This window comes from Pseudomonas sp. DF5 (genome assembly GCF_058148225.1).
The window spans coordinates 23,062-38,385 of the sequence record NZ_JBYVYM010000036.1; the positions used below are offsets into that span (position 1 = coordinate 23,062).

Here is a 15,324-nt window from a genome sequence, read left to right on the forward strand (position 1 = left end):
CCTGATTAAACGTGCGGTTCGTCGTAGAGCTTGCGGCTCTCCAGTTGCTTGGCGAGGTCGCGCTGATGCTGATCGAGGAATGGTTTGAGTTGCGCATACAGCGCCGCACCGTCTTTCACGTCACCGTTAACCACCATCGAAAACGGCGCCTGAATGTCCACCTTGGATTCGATCTTGGCGGGCTCCGGCTTCGCGGCCGGCACCAGGACCTTGGCCAGCGGCCCCGCACTGGCATCAGCATTGGCCGGTGGCAACATCATGGAGCGCGCGGCATCTCCCGGCTGCCTTTCGGCAGCGTTAGACGTACGCGCAGCGGGGGCTGGCCCGCCCGGTACCACCTCGCCGGCGTTGGCCATCACCAGCGACCCCGGCACTGGCGCGGCGAACGATTTGGCAATGTCGCCCATCACCGGCGGGATGTTCTTGCCGGCGTTAGCCATCATCAGCGGCCCGGCCGCGGGCATGGTCTTCAGCGTCTCGTCAGCGCCAAACACCGACTTGCCGAGTACACCGCCTAGGGCATCACCGCCCATGCTGCCCAGGTAGCCACCGATCACGGCACCCACGAGATTCCCAATGATCGGAACAGCCGAACCAATCGCCGAACCGGCAGCAGCACCGGCGAGCGTACCGGCCAGACCACCCGCCGCCGCGCCATAGCCTTCGGCCTTCTCGTCCTGCGTCTCGGCATTCTGGTAGGTATCCCACGCCTTAAAACCGGCTTCAGCCACCGCAACCACCGCCGTACCTTTGACCACAGCATCGACACCACCCCCACCACGAACGCCACCGCCCCTGCCGCCCGCCTTGCCTCTTTTGCCTTCGCCACCGGCATCGAAGTCGCCACCATCCAGCCCGCCGGCACCAGTGGTTGGCATGTTGGTGACGATTACCTTTTGCGGGATATTGGGATTGCCCATCAGCGAGCCACGCCCGATGTTCATCAGCCCCTTGGCAATCTTGAAGCCGCTCATGGCGGTCTGAAAGCCGATCACGGCCGCGACGGCCGCGCCGATGCCCGTCACCAGCCGGGGCGATTCGTCGGACAGTTTGGCGAGGCCTTGCGTGACGGAGGTCACCCCGTCGACCACTGCGTCAGTCACCGGCCGAAAGGCATCACCGATGCCACGCATAGCGTCGTCGATACCCTGGACCATTTCCGCCTGTTTCTGCGCGGAGGACTGTCGGCGCTCCTCAAGGTTCTTATCCAGAATCCCCGTGGCGCTGGCCGACTCGCTTTTTAACTTCGCATACAGATCCTTGTACTGCATGTATGCGGTCAAGGCGCCCTTGACCTGCATGTCGGCGAACAGATCGCCGGTGCGCAAGGCCTGCTCCAGGGAGGCAATCATGGCCTTGGCTTTTTCCGGATCGGTCTCCTTGCTGATCTTGGCCGTGGCTTCCGCCATAGCGGCGGCCTTCTTCGGATCGGTCGCCGCGATGTATTTTTGCGCCAGCTCAAAGCTGGATTCCAACGTGGACTTGCCGTTCTGCAGGCCGGTGTTCATCGACCCCTGATAATCGATCCCGGCCTTTTTGTAGGCCTCGACCGTGTCGCCCGAACCGATTTTTTCCATCCAGTTCTTGAGGTTGTTCGCCGCCTCATCCGAGCCGCCGGCGGTCTTCATTTGCACCTGAAGCATCGCGCCCAGCTGCGTCACCGAATCCATCCCAGTGATGCCCAGCTTGCCCATGCCGGCCAGCAGCTCAGGGAACCAGCGCGCCATGTCGGCCGCCTCGAAGCTGCCCGCTTGTCCTTGGTAGGCGATCGCCTCCAGCGCCTTTTGCATCATGGCCGGATCGGTGATTTTGGCGTTCTGCCCCAGGGCGTTGATCATGCGCGCCGTTTCGCCGCCATCCGAGCCTTGGCCCACGGCGAACTTGGCCGCCGTTGGGGCATATTGCAGGGCCTTGTCCAGCTCCATGCCGGCCCCCACCAGCGCGTTGACCACCTCGGCCACCTGATTACGCGCCATGCCGGTGTCGCGAGACGTGTCGATCACCGTCTGGGACAGCTTCGCTTCTTCGGGCTTGTTGGCAATGTTCGACTTGATCGCAATGTCACGAATGATCGCGCCATAGTCCGCACTGATCTTCGCCGGGAGCGCCAGCGCGGCCGTGCCGGCGACCGCCTGGCCGACACTGCTTCTCAGCCGCTGCTTGCCCTCATCGATCTGCTGGTGACCCTTGGCTTTCAGCTCGGCCTTGGCGGCCGCCTGCCCCATGGTGCTGTAAGCCTTGGCCAGATTGCGGACTTCAACGCCTTGCTTCTTCAGGCTGCTGAGATTGCTTTCCAGCTGCTTCAGCAGCGCACCGGCGCCCTTCTCGCCCGCCATGTGTGCCTTGCGCCATTCATCGCGCAACCGCATGGTGTCGCCAATGGTCTTTTCCAGCACCCGGGCTTTTTTGCCTTCAGCCTCCAGGCGCTTGATGCGACTGGTGACATCCTTGAACGCGGAACCCACGGTAGAGCTGACCGCCCCGCCAATGACCAGGCCGAGCGCGAGTTTGTTCGCCATGTACTTGCCCTATACGTCGGGTCGATCAAACAGCGGCTCAATCCGTGAGCCACCAAACCATCTCTGAAAAGGGCATGGCCGTAATCTCGGCGGCAGAGAAACCAGTCTCTTTCGCCAAGCGCTGGGCCGCCATTTTCAGGGTGGTCGCGTTAAACGTCGTCTTCTTCGACCAGGCGAAAATAGCCCGCCGACAGGCGCTGATAGTCCTTGTATTTCAGGCTCAACAATTCCGCCTCAGTGAGCCCCAGCAAACTGCTGAACAGGGACAACTCCTGTTTTTCATAGTCGCCATTGCCCGCCACCTTTGAGGCGCGCCAATCCATGACGCTGGGCGCACGCATCATCAGCTTGTCCGTCAGGACACCGCTGATTAGGGTTTTGTATTTGAGCGTTACGGTCACGCCCTCATCGCTCAGCTTCAGCCAGCTCGGCAGTTCTTGGTCCTGGGTTACTTGAGTCATGTGCTTCTGTCCTTAGAGGCCGAGGGCCGAGCGTTCGGCGGCAGCTTGGTCGACACCATCGACCACCATCACCATGTTGAGCGGATCGATCTCGTACATGACCCGGCCGTCGACCTCCAGCTTGTAGTAAACGAGCTTGATCGCGTGCTTGATTTCAGCCTTGTCGGCCGGTTTCCAGTCGCCCATGTCGACCTCTTTGATGCCGCCGCGCATGGTCACAATGACCGGTGTGACCGCACCCTTCAGGCCTTTGAAGGCACCACGGAACACGATGTTGCAAGCGGTCTGATCGGCCAGGCCGAAGTACTTCAGCGCCTCGCGGCGCACGCCGTTGGTGGTAAACGCCGCTTCCAGCTTTTCCAGGCCCGTGGCGATTTCGACCGGCGACAACATGCCGCCGCCCTGGTAGTCGTCGGTCTTTTGGGTCAGCTTGGGCAGCGACAGGGTCGGCACGTCGCCGGCGAAGCTGATGCCGTCGACGAACGCGTTACAGTTGGAGAGAACTTGAGGAATCATCGAACGGCCCCCTTAGGCTGCTTCAAGAACTTCGGTCGCCCATTGATCGGTGACTTCGAAGAGGAAATTCGGGTTTTCCGCCGGCGGCACGTCGGTGAAACGAATGCGCCAGTAGACTTTGCCCTGCATGATTTGGCTGGCCGTGCTCATTTCGTCGTCCGCGTAGACTTCGAAATTGATCACCGCGCCACGGTTCTTCTCGTCACGCATGAACGCCTGAAGACCTTCGGTCACGTCCTTGACATAGGTCTTGGTGATCGAGCGGTCGACCGCCCACTTGTGCCCGGCCTGGACCGCATCCATGAGGATGTCGCAAGTCCGCACGCGAGTGACGAACGCCCATTTCGGATCGCTGGACAGCGTGCGGTTGCCCCACAGACGGAAACCGCCGTCACGAATGATCGTGGTGATGTTCGCGTTATTGAGCAGGTTGGCCCGGCAGGTGGCGTCGCCGTCCAGGTACTCGACCGGCCGGCTCGTGCCGGTGATGCCGACAAACTCCTTGTTCGACGGCGACGCCCAGTAGCCGTATTCGGCATCGGTCCAGGCAAACAGACCTGCCGTCCACGCCGAGCCCGGCGCATCGACCGTCGCGCTTTCGATCGTGTCCCAGAACTGCACGCCCGGATCGACCAGAAACAGCCGCTTGCTGCCGAAGTTCAAGGCGTAGGCCATGGCGGCCTCATCGGTGGTATTCGGCCCGTCGATGATGGCGATCGCGCGCAACTTACCGGCCAGGGCATCCATGGCGGTGGCCACGGCCTGCGTCGCCGAATGCCCCGGGGCAATCAACAGTTTGGGCTGGGCGTTGTGCTTGCTCTTGCCGTCCAGCAGCGCCTGAAGACCGGTACGCTGGCCATCGGCAAGAACGCCACCAATGATGGCGGACGTTTGCAGCGCGGCGTCTTCGAGCTTGGGCACGCCGACAGCGACGATCACCGCCTTGGCCCGTACGTAGATCGCAGCCGCCGCTTTGGCGATGGCCGAACCCGCGCCGAACGCCGCGATGGCTTCGCGTTCGGAGGTGATCAGCTTCAGCTCGCCGGCCTTGGCCGTGCCGCCGCCAAGAACGCCCGGGGTGAACGTGTCGCAAAGACCGATGATCGAGGACGACGGCAGCGAGATGGTGCGCGCGCCGGTGTCGATCAGCGTGGTCGTAACGCCGTGAAAAAAACCACTCATAAGGGTCAATCTCCAGAAACGAAAAAGCCCCGCATAAGCGAGGCTGTGAGGGTGTTCGTGTTACGCGTAACGGAAAAGAAAACGCCCCGTCAGTGCGGGGCGTCTATTGCAGCTCTACAGGGTCAGGCGGCGATGAATCCGGCCAACCTTCTGACAGCATGTCGTCGTGATACTCGCCCGCCTCAATCGCGCGCAGCAATGTCAGCTCGCGGTCAAAGCAGGCCTGGACGTGCGCCCGAACCGCCTTGGCAATCGCAATGATTTGCGCAGATCCGATCTCGACAAAGCCAGTCACCGTCTTGAAGTTGCAGCGGTATTCGGGATCGAGGAGCGCCGAGAGCCCGGCGCCATAGACCAACCCTGCGCTTTCGCGGGTCGTCTCGATTTGCAGGCCTGCAACAGCTACGCCGGCAGCCTCGCGCCGGAAGCGCTCAACGGCGACCAACTGCGCATAGTCCGGCACGGCTTCCGGCAGCGCCTGCTTGACCACCTCACCGTCGACCAGACGCCAAACCCCATCCGTCTCCTGGGTCAGCCTGATAAACAGGCTGTCGTCGATTTTTAGCGCCGACACGGGGATTGGATGAACCCCTTCAATCAGACAAGTTTGCAAGGTCGAGTCATCGTTAAACACTGCGTATTTCATAGATTTACCTTAGTGACCGATTGCCAGCCAGTTGATTGCGGTAGGGCCCGAAAACGAGTGCTTTGCCCAAAAGGCGGTCTTACTCACGCCCTGCGACACATCGACATAGCCATTCATTGCCGCAGACGGCGTGTATTGCAGAGTGGCCTGCACCGTGAACACGGCATTGGGAAACTGGATCGAGTAAGGAACGGAAAGATCATTCCCGCCATTCCCGGTGAAGATCCCCCATTGAATAACCAGGCCGCCCAGCCACGACGGGAACACGATATAGCCATTGGTGGCCTTGAGGATTTGAAACCCCCAGCGGAGCTTTTTCGGGGTCACGATCGTGGCGTCATCCACGCCGGCATCGGTCAGCGCCTGCGTGGCAATCTTGGCCGTGCCCAGCTTTGCTTCCGTGGCCTGCGTCGCCAGCGCCGCGAGCGCCTGAATGTCGATGTTTCCCTGATTGATCGGCGCGTTCCAGGCCTTGATGCACCACATCACCGCCAAGTTGCGCGGGCGCGACACACCATAGTGCGCTTGAGAAAACAGCGAGGAGCCGGGAATTTGAACTCCGCTTGCCGTGTACGCGCTGCTCCCAGAATAGTCAGCCATCGCCGGAAGATCCCAGCCCAAGCCAACACGATTAGCATTGATATTATTGAGCCCGTGAACCTCGGCACCAGTATCATCATTACCGTAAAGCAACGAACCTTTCTGATAAGTGCCAATTGCGCGACCTGCATCAACCCCGCGCCCATGATCCCAGCCACGCAGGAACTCGCCGCGTGATTCCGGCAGGCGGAAGTTGCCGGCCCCCTCATCGCCCTTGTTGAAGGCCGTACCTAGGAACGCCGCCAGATCCGGATAGGCCGCAATGCTCTTGACGCTGCCATCCAGCTCAAGAAACCCGGGAGCGACCTTGTCCAGTGGAAACGCCACGGTGGCCCCCACCGGCAACGCCGAGGCCTGGGCAATCATCGCCTCGACTTGAGCCTTGGTGTAACTGTCCGTGATCCCCATGCCCGCCAGCGTGTTTGGGTTGTCACCCGACACCACAATCCCCCGATCGTTGGTCTTGACCCGAGTCCACTCGCCGGAGGTCTTGTTCTTCGGCAGCACCTCCAGAATGGCCGCGTCGACGTAGGCCCGCGAGGCCAGGACAATCGCCGGATCGATCTTGAGCGTGATGTTGCCGGTGCTGGTGACAATGAAGTTCATGCGCACGATTTGCGTGCGACCCGAGCCCTGCGACAGCAACGGCTTGAAGCTCGGCGCGCAGTTAGCCACCGCCACCAGATCCCCGTCCGCGTCGTACAGGCCGATTTCGCGAATCCACTTACCGCCCTCATCCGCCGGGATAACCTGCTCTGCGATCAGCACCGCCGGGTTAATCGGGTCGATCTTGAGCTGATTCAGTGGCCGGCGCCGCCATTCGTTGATCAGCGTTGTTTGCGAGGCATTGGGGATCGGGTCGGTGTTGTTGGCATCACCCACCCCCATTTCGGTGATCTTCCAGGGAATGCCGAGCGCGTCGGCGTTCGCCTGTTTGGCCATGCCCACGTTCGTGAGGATGGCGAAAAACTGCGAGTTCGCATCAATCATGGTAAACGTCCAGGGTATCTATGGAGTGTTCGCGCCCGACCACGCCGAAGCGGCCCGTGACCTCGATGTCACGCATCACCGGCGGGTAAACGTCGATTTCGTCGCCTTCGTAGAGGGATACGGCGATATTCAAATCGCCTTGGGTTTCGAGGCTGATCGCCAACCCGGTCAGGTGCCGGGTGACCGGCTTGGCGTCGTCGATCAGGCGCTCCAGCTCCTGATACATTTCTTCGGTGATCCCGGTGTCCAGAACGCCGACCTTCAGCGCGAAGGTGCCCGGCTCGCCTTTAGGCACCGTCTTGAACCACTCGACGATTTCGATCAGGTAGCCCAAGGGTTCGACCACACGGCGCAAGGCGCCGATGGTCCCCTTGTGGGCATGGATGTAATACGACGCCTTGATGGCGGCGCGCTTGGTCGCTTCGGGCCAACGGTAGTCCCAGCGATCGACTGACCACGCCCATGCCAGATGGGGCAGCAGATGCACCGGGCAGGTATCGGCGTTGTAGAGCGTGCGTAGCGGGACAATCGTGCGCTCGTAAAACGTCGCCTCCAGGGCGCGCTCCAGTTGCGTGCTATTGCTGGGTAGCAGGCTTCTCATGTCGCCCCCGCCATCGTGACGTTGTAATCGAAGCACCAGGCCGCCTGCGCCTTGGTCGGAGCCAGATCGACCCAGCCGGGCAACTCGACCCGGGAAACGCCGGCAACGTGCAACTGAGCGTCAATCGCCGACCGCGCCACCTCAACCCCCAACCGCTTGCGCGGGTTGATCCAGGCTGCCAGTCTCTTGATGGCCTCGGCCAAACTGGCATCCCCTTCAGGCCCGGCGCTGCTCATGTGCAAAATGGCATCGATGCGGTAACGGATAATCTCCGCGCGCTGCACCGTCACCCAGTCGGTCAACGGCCGCACATCTTCATCATTCAGCGCCGTGTCCACGATGGCCAACAGCTCAGGGCCGGCCTCGCCTTCCCCTTCCGAACTCAGCACCGTTACCGTGACGCAACACGGCGCCGGGCTTTCCGCCGTGGCATCCGCCACCAGGCCCGACGCATTACGCGCATGCAGGATGTAGCTATTACGCGGGCCGGCCGTGGTCAACCCCTCAAAGGCCAACTGGATGCGCTCGCGAAACGGATCATCCTTTTCCTTGATTTCCGGTACCGGCGGCACCGCTGTCAGATCCTCGGCCTGAATCACCAGGCGCTTCAGATTGTAATTAGCCCCCAACTGGTCGAGGTCGCTGCCAATGGCATGGGCCAGTAACAGCGCCTTGGCGCCGTCGTTGACCCGGGCGCGGTTCCCGACCTTGATGTAAGCCCCGACCTCGATCACCTTGGTGACCGGATCGCTTTCCAGCGTCGCGGTCCAGTTGTCACCCATGTAGCCGCGAAAGACGCCCAGCCCTTCCTCATAGGTGGTCTCAAAGTCCAGAGGCTCCAGCACATCCGGCGCTGGCAGGGCCGACAGATCCAGCAGACTCATACGCTGACCTCCACAAGAAAGCTGTCACCGAGGTAGTCGCCGGCAATGCTCAGATTGATTTGCCCGCTCAGCACCGACAGCACGCGCACGCGCTGCAGTTTCAGCCGCGGCTCCCAGCGTTCCAGGGCACGAATGGCTTCCGCTTGCACGGAGCTTTTCCATCCCTCATTGACGGGCAAGTCCACGTAGGAGCGGACCTTGCTGCCGTACTCCGGCCGGTGCCGGCGGCTGCCCAGTGACGTGCCCAGGACGTCACCCATGGACTGGCGCAGATGCTCGATGCCGGAAATGGGCTGGCCGGTATGGCGATCCATTCCGATCATCTACATCACTCCTTCAGTGGTTCAATCTCGGGATGGGCCTTCAGGTACGCGACGGCCTGCTCATCGGAAACGGACACCTCGACACACCCCTTGGCCACCGACAGCGTGCGATCGCTGCCAGGAATGATCAGAGTGCGCGACGTGTACACCTTGTCGCGAAAGGTCAGCAGCAGATCCGCCCGCGACTGATCGGCAGCTGACTGTTCGGTGGTCTTGGCCATGTTTTCTCCTGGCATAAAAAAGCCCGCACTGGGCGGGATGAATGGGTTTATTGATTAGTGCGTGTGATGGTTGTCGCTGGATCCAGCAGCGAGGATCGAGGCGCTGCCGGTGATGTCCTGCGTTACGTGTAACGTGCCGTCGATTTCCACCGCTGCGACCAACTTGATGGCGGCCGATTTAACCGTCATCGAATCGGGCGTTAGCGCGGCCTCGGTGCCGCCAACCTTCACCGTCACGGCGTCATCCGTCACGGCGACTTCGGTGCTGCCGACCTTGATCGTCATTGTCCCGGTGGGCAGCGTGATGGTGTAGGTCTTGGCCTGCCAGTCGTAGATCAGCGAGCCCCCATCGTCAAAGCGCCAGACTTCAACATGGTCGCGGTTGTCCGGCTGGGCGCCGGCATTGCCGTACAGCCCCGGCATAAAGGTGCCTATGCCAGCCTGTCCGCTGGGGTTGAACAACACCCCTTGCTCGCCGAGGCTCGGCGCCCGCCAATGCCGCGCCTTACCGGCTGCGAGGCTGTGCCAGCGCACCCAGGCGCTGGTCCATTCGCCATTGGAGACACGAACCATCGCCGCAGCCAGATCCACGCCGACCACCACGCACGGCATCAGCATTGCGGCAATCATGCGGTCGTGTTCCGCACTGGCGTAACTCACAGATCCTCCGGATGAACCGGGCCGTCACCTGGCTCGACATTGATCACCAGCGAGCCCGGTAGCTCATCCGGCCACGGCCATTCCTCAGCGCCCAAGTAAATCTGGTGAGTCCACTCAACGAGCCAGACCACATAACCGTCGAGCTCCGGCTTGGTCCAATCTTGTGTGGCCTGAACGAACTCAGCGGGCTCTACCGCCAAGCCCCAGGTTTGCAGGCGGAGTAACACGGCCAACTGCGCTGCCAAGTGCGCGGCCTGCTGGCAATGCTTCGGGCGGATAGGATCAACGATGATCCGTGCTTCGAACCGGCAAATCAGGCTGGTCTCACCGGTACCGATATCAACCCCCGGTTCCATCTCCGCCATTTCAATGAACACCGCCGGCAACGCGATGCGGTCCTTGATGTTGGGCCAAGCCGTTACCGCTTTGATGCCGGACAGATTGCTCACCAGGTGCTGCTCGATGGCCTGATATAGCTGGTCCAGGCTAAAAGGCTCGTCAGACATGGGCCGTCCCCTTGAGGTATTTCTGCAGCTCAAAGTTGAGCTCTTGTTGCAGGATCTCCAGCAGACGCGCGTCGGCCCGTTTGACCCAGGTGTCGAAGTGCGGGCGGGCTTGCTCCAGTGACACCTTGGCCTTGGCCAGTGGAAAGCGATCGCCGTTTTCCACGACCCATCCCGAGCTGGCACCGGCGGCCGACGACACCGTGCTATCGGGATAGTCGTCTGCGTTGAAGTGCTTGCTCGCAGTGCGGATCCAGATGTCGGGTTTGTTGCCATAAACCTTCTTGAGGAAGGCCCCTTGATACCGCCGCCCGGCCACCGACACGCCGCTACCGGACTGCCGTGCTCGCCCAATCCGGCTGGACTCGATCGCGTTGAGACCAAACCACAACTTGCCACTCGTGGCTCCCCCGGACACCGGGTAACTGCGCAGACGCTGACGCACCGCCGCGACGGCGATGCGCTCTTGCCGGCTGACTGCGCGGGCAATGTGCGTGCGCAACCAACCCAACGTCTTGTTGATCGCTCGACGGTGCGCTGCTGCGGCTGCTTTCGGTACCAGCTTGGCGAAGTCCTGAAACGCTTTCAGGTCCACCGCCGAGGATTGGATGGAGAGCATCCCGCCACCGGCTGACGGTTTGTAGTAGCTGCCGACGCTCATGCGCGCATCCTCAGGATCAGGGCGACCAGACCGTCACCGCTGGGCTCCAGCTGCAGCAGGTCGTACTCGCCGCCACCATCCAACTCAGGCAGTTCGATGGTGACCAGCAAACCCTGCTCCAGTCCGTGCGAGTCGCTAACGCGAATCTCGAACCGAGGCTCGCGCAGGCCGGTGTTGAGCTTGCCGATCTTCGGCTGTAGCCAGGGCGCGGAGAACATGCCCAGCACCGGTTCCTCCCGGCCTTCGATCCGCGCGGTGTCGCCCAGGGTCTCGAACACCACGGCGTCGACCTCGGCGATCAGATCGCGAAAGCCCATGGTCAGAGCTCCAGCAGGATCTGTGCGCGCGGTCGGGTGCATAGGTGCAGAGGGTTGGACTGGGCCTCACCGGCCATGCCTTTGTTGAACGGTAGCGGCTCGAGCTTGCTGTAGTACGGAATGCCCTGAGTGTTGACCGTCTCCATGTAGTCAGCGGGAGCAAACACCGAGATGTACAGATCCGGCACACCTTCAGGGACCAACAACGCCTTGTCGTCGTGGACAAAAGACACACCGGCCACCTTTCCACGGTAGCGCTCCCAGATAATGCCGCCGAACTCGAAACTCTCCCGGGCATCACCACGCAAAGCCGCCGCCTGCTGGCTGTTGAGGTAAGTTTCCTTGACCGACTTGTGGACGATCAGCTTGTTCCAGAAGTTCTTGCCGCAGAAGGCGCGGGAACCGGTGCTGGTCACACTGCCGAGCGCGTCTTCTTGCATATCCAGCGCTTCACCGCATTTAACCCGCAACTCAGTGCCTGGATCCGCCAAGCCCATAGGCAGTTTCTGACGCTGCACACCGAAGCGGTCATAAAGGTCCAACAGCACCGTCGAGCCATCGGCATCGAGGATCAGACCATTGAGCGCGCCCATGCGCTGGAACTCATGGGTCGCGTCCAACTGACGACGCGCTTTGGCCAGACGGGCATTGACCACATCCTGCACCGCTTGCAACTCGGTGCGGGTACCGAAGGCGCGAATGCCTTGGATCTCGTCGGCCTTGATGGTGAAGCGCTCCGGCAGGTGCACGGTGTTGAACGGGATCAGGTTGCGCTTGCTGGCTGCGACCACCAGACCAGAGCCGCCCCGTTCACCGGCAGGCACCAGGGCCAAGGTATCGCCGTCCTTTTCGATCTGAACGGTCAGGGTGGTGATGCCTTCCTCGCGGAACAGACCCAGGGCGCTGATGCGGCCCGGCAGGTAGGGTTGATCGTTGAGTGCAGCAGTCAACGCGGTGACGGTGAACGCTTCGTCGTCAAAAATGGCGATCTCGGCCATGGGTGCTCTCCAGAAATGAAAAAACCCGCTCAAGGCGGGCTGGGTAAACGTGACTGACGGACTTATCGAACGATCAGGAAATGGGCGGCCAGCGCCTTTTCGGCATCGAGATCAAGCCCGGTTAGATGCGCTTCACTGATTTCAGCCAAACGCACCACGGCGCGACCACGGCGTACGACGTCCGACTCCCCCAGTGGTCCGAAGAGAATCGCGACGGCGGTCTGAGTGCCATCTTCGGCGGTAGGGTGATACGGCGCGAATTCGCCCGTGGCCGTCACCAGACCGAGGACTTGGCCCGGATCTAGCGCAGGGCCTGCCGCAACGTTGATCGACTCCCGCGAAATGTTCCCGGCGCCCTCGGACAGGAGAAATTCACCCGCGTGGATCGGCTCTTTTTTGATGGTCATGTTCTTGCTCCTTTCGCGCCGTGCGCGGTTCCAGACTGAGCTGCTTGTCGCGAGGCCCAGATCGAGGTTGGATCAGGTTGTTTGGCCAGCACCTTGGGTGCCGGGTCGTTGTCGAGCGGTAGACTGTTGTCGATTTCAAAGCCCTTGCCGCTGGTGACAATCTTGTCGAACAGACGCGCCCGGACGGCTGGAGCATCCAGCCCCGCCGCGACGTATTCGGCACTGAACTCCGGCAACCGGGCCGCCACACAGAGGTCATTCACCGCCTTGGCGCGGGCCAGGCCAGCCAGGACAATCTCTTCGCTTTCAAGCTTCGTCGAACTGAGCAGCGGCGCGACCAGGTTGCTAATGCCCGCCTCCGTGCAACGCTGGGTGATCATCAGCGCCAACTTCGTCGAGTCGACCACCGGCGGTACCAGTGGCGGATCCTCAGGCTCTAACTCCGGATCTGGCTCGGGTGGTTCATCGAGCTGGGCCAGCAGTTCGGCCGGTGCGTGCTGGTAACGCTGCAGCACACCGCCTTGGCCGAGGCAGGCCTTGACCTTGATGCCATCGCCGACTTCATCGGCCAGGCCCAAGGCCACGGCCTCATTGGCCGTCAGCCAAGTCTCAGCGGCGACCAGCCGCCGCAATTCGACCTCATCGATGTCCGGCGCCTTGGCCTTGTAGGCCGCGATGATCGCTTCCATGGTTTGGTCGAGGACGTCGGCCACCTTGCGAAAGTCTTCGGCATCCCCGGCCGCGTAGGTCCATGGGTTGTGAATCATCAGCATGGCGTTGGCCGCAATCACGACCTTGTGTGCCCCGCAGACTGCGACGCTGGCCGCACTGGCGGCCAACGCATCGATTCGACCGGTGCAACGCTCGCCCAGACGCGACAGCGCGTTGTGCATGGCCAAGCCGTCAAACAGGTCGCCGCCAATGCTGTTGAACGCCGCGATCACCTGCGAGACGCCGTCGTCCATGGCGCGCAGATCTTGCACGAACTGATTGGCGGTGATGCCCCAGGCACCGATCTCGCCGTAGACGAAGACTTCGATGACTCGCTCGGCGGCTTCGCCGCTGGCTTGCAGTGCATACCAGGTTTTGTCCTGTACCTGCACGCGTTTGCCAGCCCGGTTATAAATGCGCGGGCTCGCTTTCTTGCTCATGGTTGCTCCTTGTCGTCGATGGGGACGAAAGCTTCGAGAGTGGTGTAATTGAGGCCGAGAGCTGTGGCCCGGACCAGGTCGGCGGCGTTTTCCGCGTCGACCGTTTCCGCGTCGTAGCCGGTGCGCAGGACCATCTCGCTACGCGAGGCAAAGCCGGCTTGCACTTCCATCCGCCGAGCCTGTACGTCCTGCACGGGCTGGATGTAGGCCCAACCTTGTGGCACCCAACGTGTGCGCAGGTATTCGCGGCGACGCTGTGCGTAGTCTTCCAGCACCAGAGCGCCCGACAGCACAGCCATGTCCATCCAGGCAGCCCGAACCGGGCGGCAAAGCTGGTGGACGTAAACGCTGAATTGCAGTTGCTCCAGGCGACGCCGGAACTCGTTGAGCACCACACGCAGCGCCCTATCGTTGACCTCGCGCATATCGCCGGTGAGGATTTCGTAAGGCGTGCCCGTTCCCGCCGCAGCGGCCATCAGTTGCTGCCGCATAAAGTCCGGGTAGTTGTTACCCGCGTCCGGCGGTTTGGAGAACTCGACCTCTTCACCCGGCCCCAGCTCCTGCATGGTGCCGGGCTCGAGCGCGACCATTGGCGTGAAGCCGTCGCGATCAAGGCTCAGCGGCTGGCCGGTGACGGGATCTCTCGGCACCGGTCCAGAGTCCTGCGGCGGTCGACTGATGAAGCCGGCAAACAGGTTGGCCACCTCCTGACGGAACAGCACCGCGTCGTCATAGTTGTCGAGGCTACGCAGGCGTTTCAGCACCGGCGACAGTCGCGGCACGCCGCGCAGTTGGCCCGGCTCGACCGGTTCGAAGATGTGCAGCACCTGGGCCGCTGGCACCCGTACCAGCTGGTTGTAGCCGGCGTTCAGCGACGACGCATCACGCGGATGCGACAGGTACATCCAGTACGCCACCCGCTTGCCACTGGGAGTGAACTCGATCCCGGCGCGGATGACGTTGCCGTTCTTGGTGGTCTCGTACTTGTCGTGCGGAACGAACTCCGGCGCCAGCGCCTGAATCTGCAACGGCACCGCCAGGCCCTCGTCGAGACTGCGCGGCCGCAAGCGAACAAAACACTCGCCGGAGGTCTCCACCGTGCGCGCGATCAGTGCCTGCTGGCCGTAGAAGTCGGTGCGCTCATCGGCGTCCGACTCATCGACCCAGTCCTCCCAGAGTTCCTGCAGCAATTTGCGCAGAGCTTCATCGTCGGTCTTGGGCCGTGGCGTGATGCCGGTACCGATCAGGTTGCTGACCCGCTTGTCGATCACGTTGTAGGCATAGGGGTCATTACGAACCGCCGCCCGCGAACGCGAACGCAGGTTACGCAGTGCCGGGGTGTTGATGCTGTTGATCCCGTTGTCGGGAGCATCCCAGCCAGTGGATCGGCGGCCCTCCCCGGCGCCTTCGTAACTGGCCTTGATGTTCGACGGCAGCAAGAATCCGTTACGGGTCAGCGTCGGATAGTGGCGGGCCATTAGACTCCTTTGCCTCCGTGGTACAGCCGAACCACACGCGAGCGCGGCCCGGCGGCGCTGATCAGCGACGAGCGGATTTCTTCGCGAGCCTTGAGCAGCTCATCGACCGTGCGGTACTCCACGGTGCGGTCGGTGTAGCGCACGGTTTTCTCTCCGCGAGCGATGGCCGCCTCAACCGCGTCGAGGTGCTTCTGGGTAAATGACAT

At 61.9% G+C, this 15,324-nt stretch carries 19 protein-coding genes; all 19 read right to left on the reverse strand.

Features of this window, described 5'->3' with window-relative positions; all coding sequences use genetic code 11:
- Window positions 1-5: 5 nt before the first annotated feature.
- Complete coding sequence (locus AC30D7_RS26150; RefSeq protein ID WP_490136000.1) at window positions 6-2,519, reverse strand: phage tail tape measure protein; 2,514 nt, start codon at window positions 2,517-2,519, stop codon at window positions 6-8.
- 149 nt (window positions 2,520-2,668) lie between these two features.
- Window positions 2,669-2,980 carry a phage tail assembly protein gene (locus AC30D7_RS26155; protein ID WP_123720930.1) on the reverse strand — a complete coding sequence of 104 codons (312 nt, stop codon included), beginning with the start codon at window positions 2,978-2,980 and terminating at the stop codon, window positions 2,669-2,671.
- Between the two features lie 12 nt (window positions 2,981-2,992).
- The gene (locus AC30D7_RS26160; RefSeq protein WP_490136001.1) at window positions 2,993-3,496 is read right to left on the reverse strand and encodes a phage major tail tube protein; all 504 of its coding nucleotides are present in this window, start codon (window positions 3,494-3,496) and stop codon (window positions 2,993-2,995) included.
- A 12-nt stretch (window positions 3,497-3,508) separates the two neighbouring features.
- Window positions 3,509-4,678, reverse strand: a complete 1,170-nt coding sequence (locus AC30D7_RS26165; protein WP_490136002.1) for a phage tail sheath subtilisin-like domain-containing protein — start codon at window positions 4,676-4,678, stop codon at window positions 3,509-3,511.
- A gap of 103 nt (window positions 4,679-4,781) precedes the next feature.
- Window positions 4,782-5,324 carry a DUF4376 domain-containing protein gene (locus tag AC30D7_RS26170; RefSeq protein WP_490136003.1) on the reverse strand — a complete coding sequence of 181 codons (543 nt, stop codon included), beginning with the start codon at window positions 5,322-5,324 and terminating at the stop codon, window positions 4,782-4,784.
- A gap of 9 nt (window positions 5,325-5,333) precedes the next feature.
- Window positions 5,334-6,914 carry a phage tail protein gene (locus tag AC30D7_RS26175; protein ID WP_490136004.1) on the reverse strand — a complete coding sequence of 527 codons (1,581 nt, stop codon included), beginning with the start codon at window positions 6,912-6,914 and terminating at the stop codon, window positions 5,334-5,336.
- Window positions 6,907-7,515 (reverse strand): phage tail protein I, encoded by a 609-nt coding sequence (locus AC30D7_RS26180; protein ID WP_490136005.1) that lies wholly within the window; start codon window positions 7,513-7,515, stop codon window positions 6,907-6,909. The genes AC30D7_RS26175 and AC30D7_RS26180 overlap by 8 nt, the downstream gene beginning before the upstream one ends.
- On the reverse strand, window positions 7,512-8,399 hold the full coding sequence (locus tag AC30D7_RS26185) for a baseplate assembly protein (RefSeq protein ID WP_490136006.1): 888 nt from the start codon (window positions 8,397-8,399) through the stop codon (window positions 7,512-7,514). Before AC30D7_RS26185 ends, AC30D7_RS26180 begins: the two co-directional genes overlap by 4 nt.
- Window positions 8,396-8,722: a GPW/gp25 family protein gene (locus AC30D7_RS26190; protein ID WP_490136007.1), complete on the reverse strand. Its 327-nt coding sequence runs from the start codon at window positions 8,720-8,722 to the stop codon at window positions 8,396-8,398. Before AC30D7_RS26190 ends, AC30D7_RS26185 begins: the two co-directional genes overlap by 4 nt.
- A 5-nt stretch (window positions 8,723-8,727) precedes the next feature.
- Entirely contained in the window at window positions 8,728-8,943 is a 216-nt protein-coding gene (locus tag AC30D7_RS26195) for a hypothetical protein (protein WP_490136008.1), read from the reverse strand.
- Between the two features lie 54 nt (window positions 8,944-8,997).
- Window positions 8,998-9,603 (reverse strand): phage baseplate assembly protein V, encoded by a 606-nt coding sequence (locus AC30D7_RS26200; RefSeq protein WP_490136009.1) that lies wholly within the window; start codon window positions 9,601-9,603, stop codon window positions 8,998-9,000.
- Complete coding sequence (locus tag AC30D7_RS26205; RefSeq protein ID WP_490136010.1) at window positions 9,600-10,109, reverse strand: hypothetical protein; 510 nt, start codon at window positions 10,107-10,109, stop codon at window positions 9,600-9,602. Before AC30D7_RS26205 ends, AC30D7_RS26200 begins: the two co-directional genes overlap by 4 nt.
- Window positions 10,102-10,767, reverse strand: coding sequence for a hypothetical protein (locus AC30D7_RS26210; RefSeq protein WP_490136011.1), 666 nt, complete (start codon window positions 10,765-10,767; stop codon window positions 10,102-10,104). The genes AC30D7_RS26205 and AC30D7_RS26210 overlap by 8 nt, the downstream gene beginning before the upstream one ends.
- Window positions 10,764-11,084, reverse strand: a complete 321-nt coding sequence (locus tag AC30D7_RS26215) for a head-tail joining protein (protein ID WP_201059397.1) — start codon at window positions 11,082-11,084, stop codon at window positions 10,764-10,766. The genes AC30D7_RS26210 and AC30D7_RS26215 overlap by 4 nt, the downstream gene beginning before the upstream one ends.
- A gap of 2 nt (window positions 11,085-11,086) precedes the next feature.
- Window positions 11,087-12,082: a major capsid protein gene (locus tag AC30D7_RS26220; RefSeq protein WP_490136012.1), complete on the reverse strand. Its 996-nt coding sequence runs from the start codon at window positions 12,080-12,082 to the stop codon at window positions 11,087-11,089.
- A 62-nt stretch (window positions 12,083-12,144) separates the two neighbouring features.
- Entirely contained in the window at window positions 12,145-12,489 is a 345-nt protein-coding gene (locus tag AC30D7_RS26225) for a head decoration protein (protein ID WP_282410686.1), read from the reverse strand.
- Entirely contained in the window at window positions 12,486-13,640 is a 1,155-nt protein-coding gene (locus AC30D7_RS26230; protein ID WP_490136013.1) for a head maturation protease, ClpP-related, read from the reverse strand. The genes AC30D7_RS26225 and AC30D7_RS26230 overlap by 4 nt, the downstream gene beginning before the upstream one ends.
- Entirely contained in the window at window positions 13,637-15,118 is a 1,482-nt protein-coding gene (locus AC30D7_RS26235; RefSeq protein ID WP_490136014.1) for a phage portal protein, read from the reverse strand. The genes AC30D7_RS26230 and AC30D7_RS26235 overlap by 4 nt, the downstream gene beginning before the upstream one ends.
- Window positions 15,118-15,324: a phage head-tail joining protein gene (locus AC30D7_RS26240; RefSeq protein WP_038980012.1), complete on the reverse strand. Its 207-nt coding sequence runs from the start codon at window positions 15,322-15,324 to the stop codon at window positions 15,118-15,120. Before AC30D7_RS26240 ends, AC30D7_RS26235 begins: the two co-directional genes overlap by 1 nt.

What these genes read in the sequence shown, in the direction of transcription:
- AC30D7_RS26150 (WP_490136000.1), bottom strand. Translation starts at nt 2,519, where the DNA reads ATGGCGAACAAACTCGCGCTCGGCCTGGTCATTGGCGGGGCGGTCAGC.
- AC30D7_RS26155 (WP_123720930.1), bottom strand. Translation starts at nt 2,980, where the DNA reads ATGACTCAAGTAACCCAGGACCAAGAACTGCCGAGCTGGCTGAAGCTG.
- AC30D7_RS26160 (WP_490136001.1), bottom strand. Translation starts at nt 3,496, where the DNA reads ATGATTCCTCAAGTTCTCTCCAACTGTAACGCGTTCGTCGACGGCATC.
- AC30D7_RS26165 (WP_490136002.1), bottom strand. Translation starts at nt 4,678, where the DNA reads ATGAGTGGTTTTTTTCACGGCGTTACGACCACGCTGATCGACACCGGC.
- AC30D7_RS26170 (WP_490136003.1), bottom strand. Translation starts at nt 5,324, where the DNA reads ATGAAATACGCAGTGTTTAACGATGACTCGACCTTGCAAACTTGTCTG.
- AC30D7_RS26175 (WP_490136004.1), bottom strand. Translation starts at nt 6,914, where the DNA reads ATGATTGATGCGAACTCGCAGTTTTTCGCCATCCTCACGAACGTGGGC.
- AC30D7_RS26180 (WP_490136005.1), bottom strand. Translation starts at nt 7,515, where the DNA reads ATGAGAAGCCTGCTACCCAGCAATAGCACGCAACTGGAGCGCGCCCTG.
- AC30D7_RS26185 (WP_490136006.1), bottom strand. Translation starts at nt 8,399, where the DNA reads ATGAGTCTGCTGGATCTGTCGGCCCTGCCAGCGCCGGATGTGCTGGAG.
- AC30D7_RS26190 (WP_490136007.1), bottom strand. Translation starts at nt 8,722, where the DNA reads ATGATCGGAATGGATCGCCATACCGGCCAGCCCATTTCCGGCATCGAG.
- AC30D7_RS26195 (WP_490136008.1), bottom strand. Translation starts at nt 8,943, where the DNA reads ATGGCCAAGACCACCGAACAGTCAGCTGCCGATCAGTCGCGGGCGGAT.
- AC30D7_RS26205 (WP_490136010.1), bottom strand. Translation starts at nt 10,109, where the DNA reads ATGTCTGACGAGCCTTTTAGCCTGGACCAGCTATATCAGGCCATCGAG.
- AC30D7_RS26210 (WP_490136011.1), bottom strand. Translation starts at nt 10,767, where the DNA reads ATGAGCGTCGGCAGCTACTACAAACCGTCAGCCGGTGGCGGGATGCTC.
- AC30D7_RS26215 (WP_201059397.1), bottom strand. Translation starts at nt 11,084, where the DNA reads ATGGGCTTTCGCGATCTGATCGCCGAGGTCGACGCCGTGGTGTTCGAG.
- AC30D7_RS26220 (WP_490136012.1), bottom strand. Translation starts at nt 12,082, where the DNA reads ATGGCCGAGATCGCCATTTTTGACGACGAAGCGTTCACCGTCACCGCG.
- AC30D7_RS26225 (WP_282410686.1), bottom strand. Translation starts at nt 12,489, where the DNA reads ATGACCATCAAAAAAGAGCCGATCCACGCGGGTGAATTTCTCCTGTCC.
- AC30D7_RS26230 (WP_490136013.1), bottom strand. Translation starts at nt 13,640, where the DNA reads ATGAGCAAGAAAGCGAGCCCGCGCATTTATAACCGGGCTGGCAAACGC.
- AC30D7_RS26235 (WP_490136014.1), bottom strand. Translation starts at nt 15,118, where the DNA reads ATGGCCCGCCACTATCCGACGCTGACCCGTAACGGATTCTTGCTGCCG.
- AC30D7_RS26240 (WP_038980012.1), bottom strand. Translation starts at nt 15,324, where the DNA reads ATGTCATTTACCCAGAAGCACCTCGACGCGGTTGAGGCGGCCATCGCT.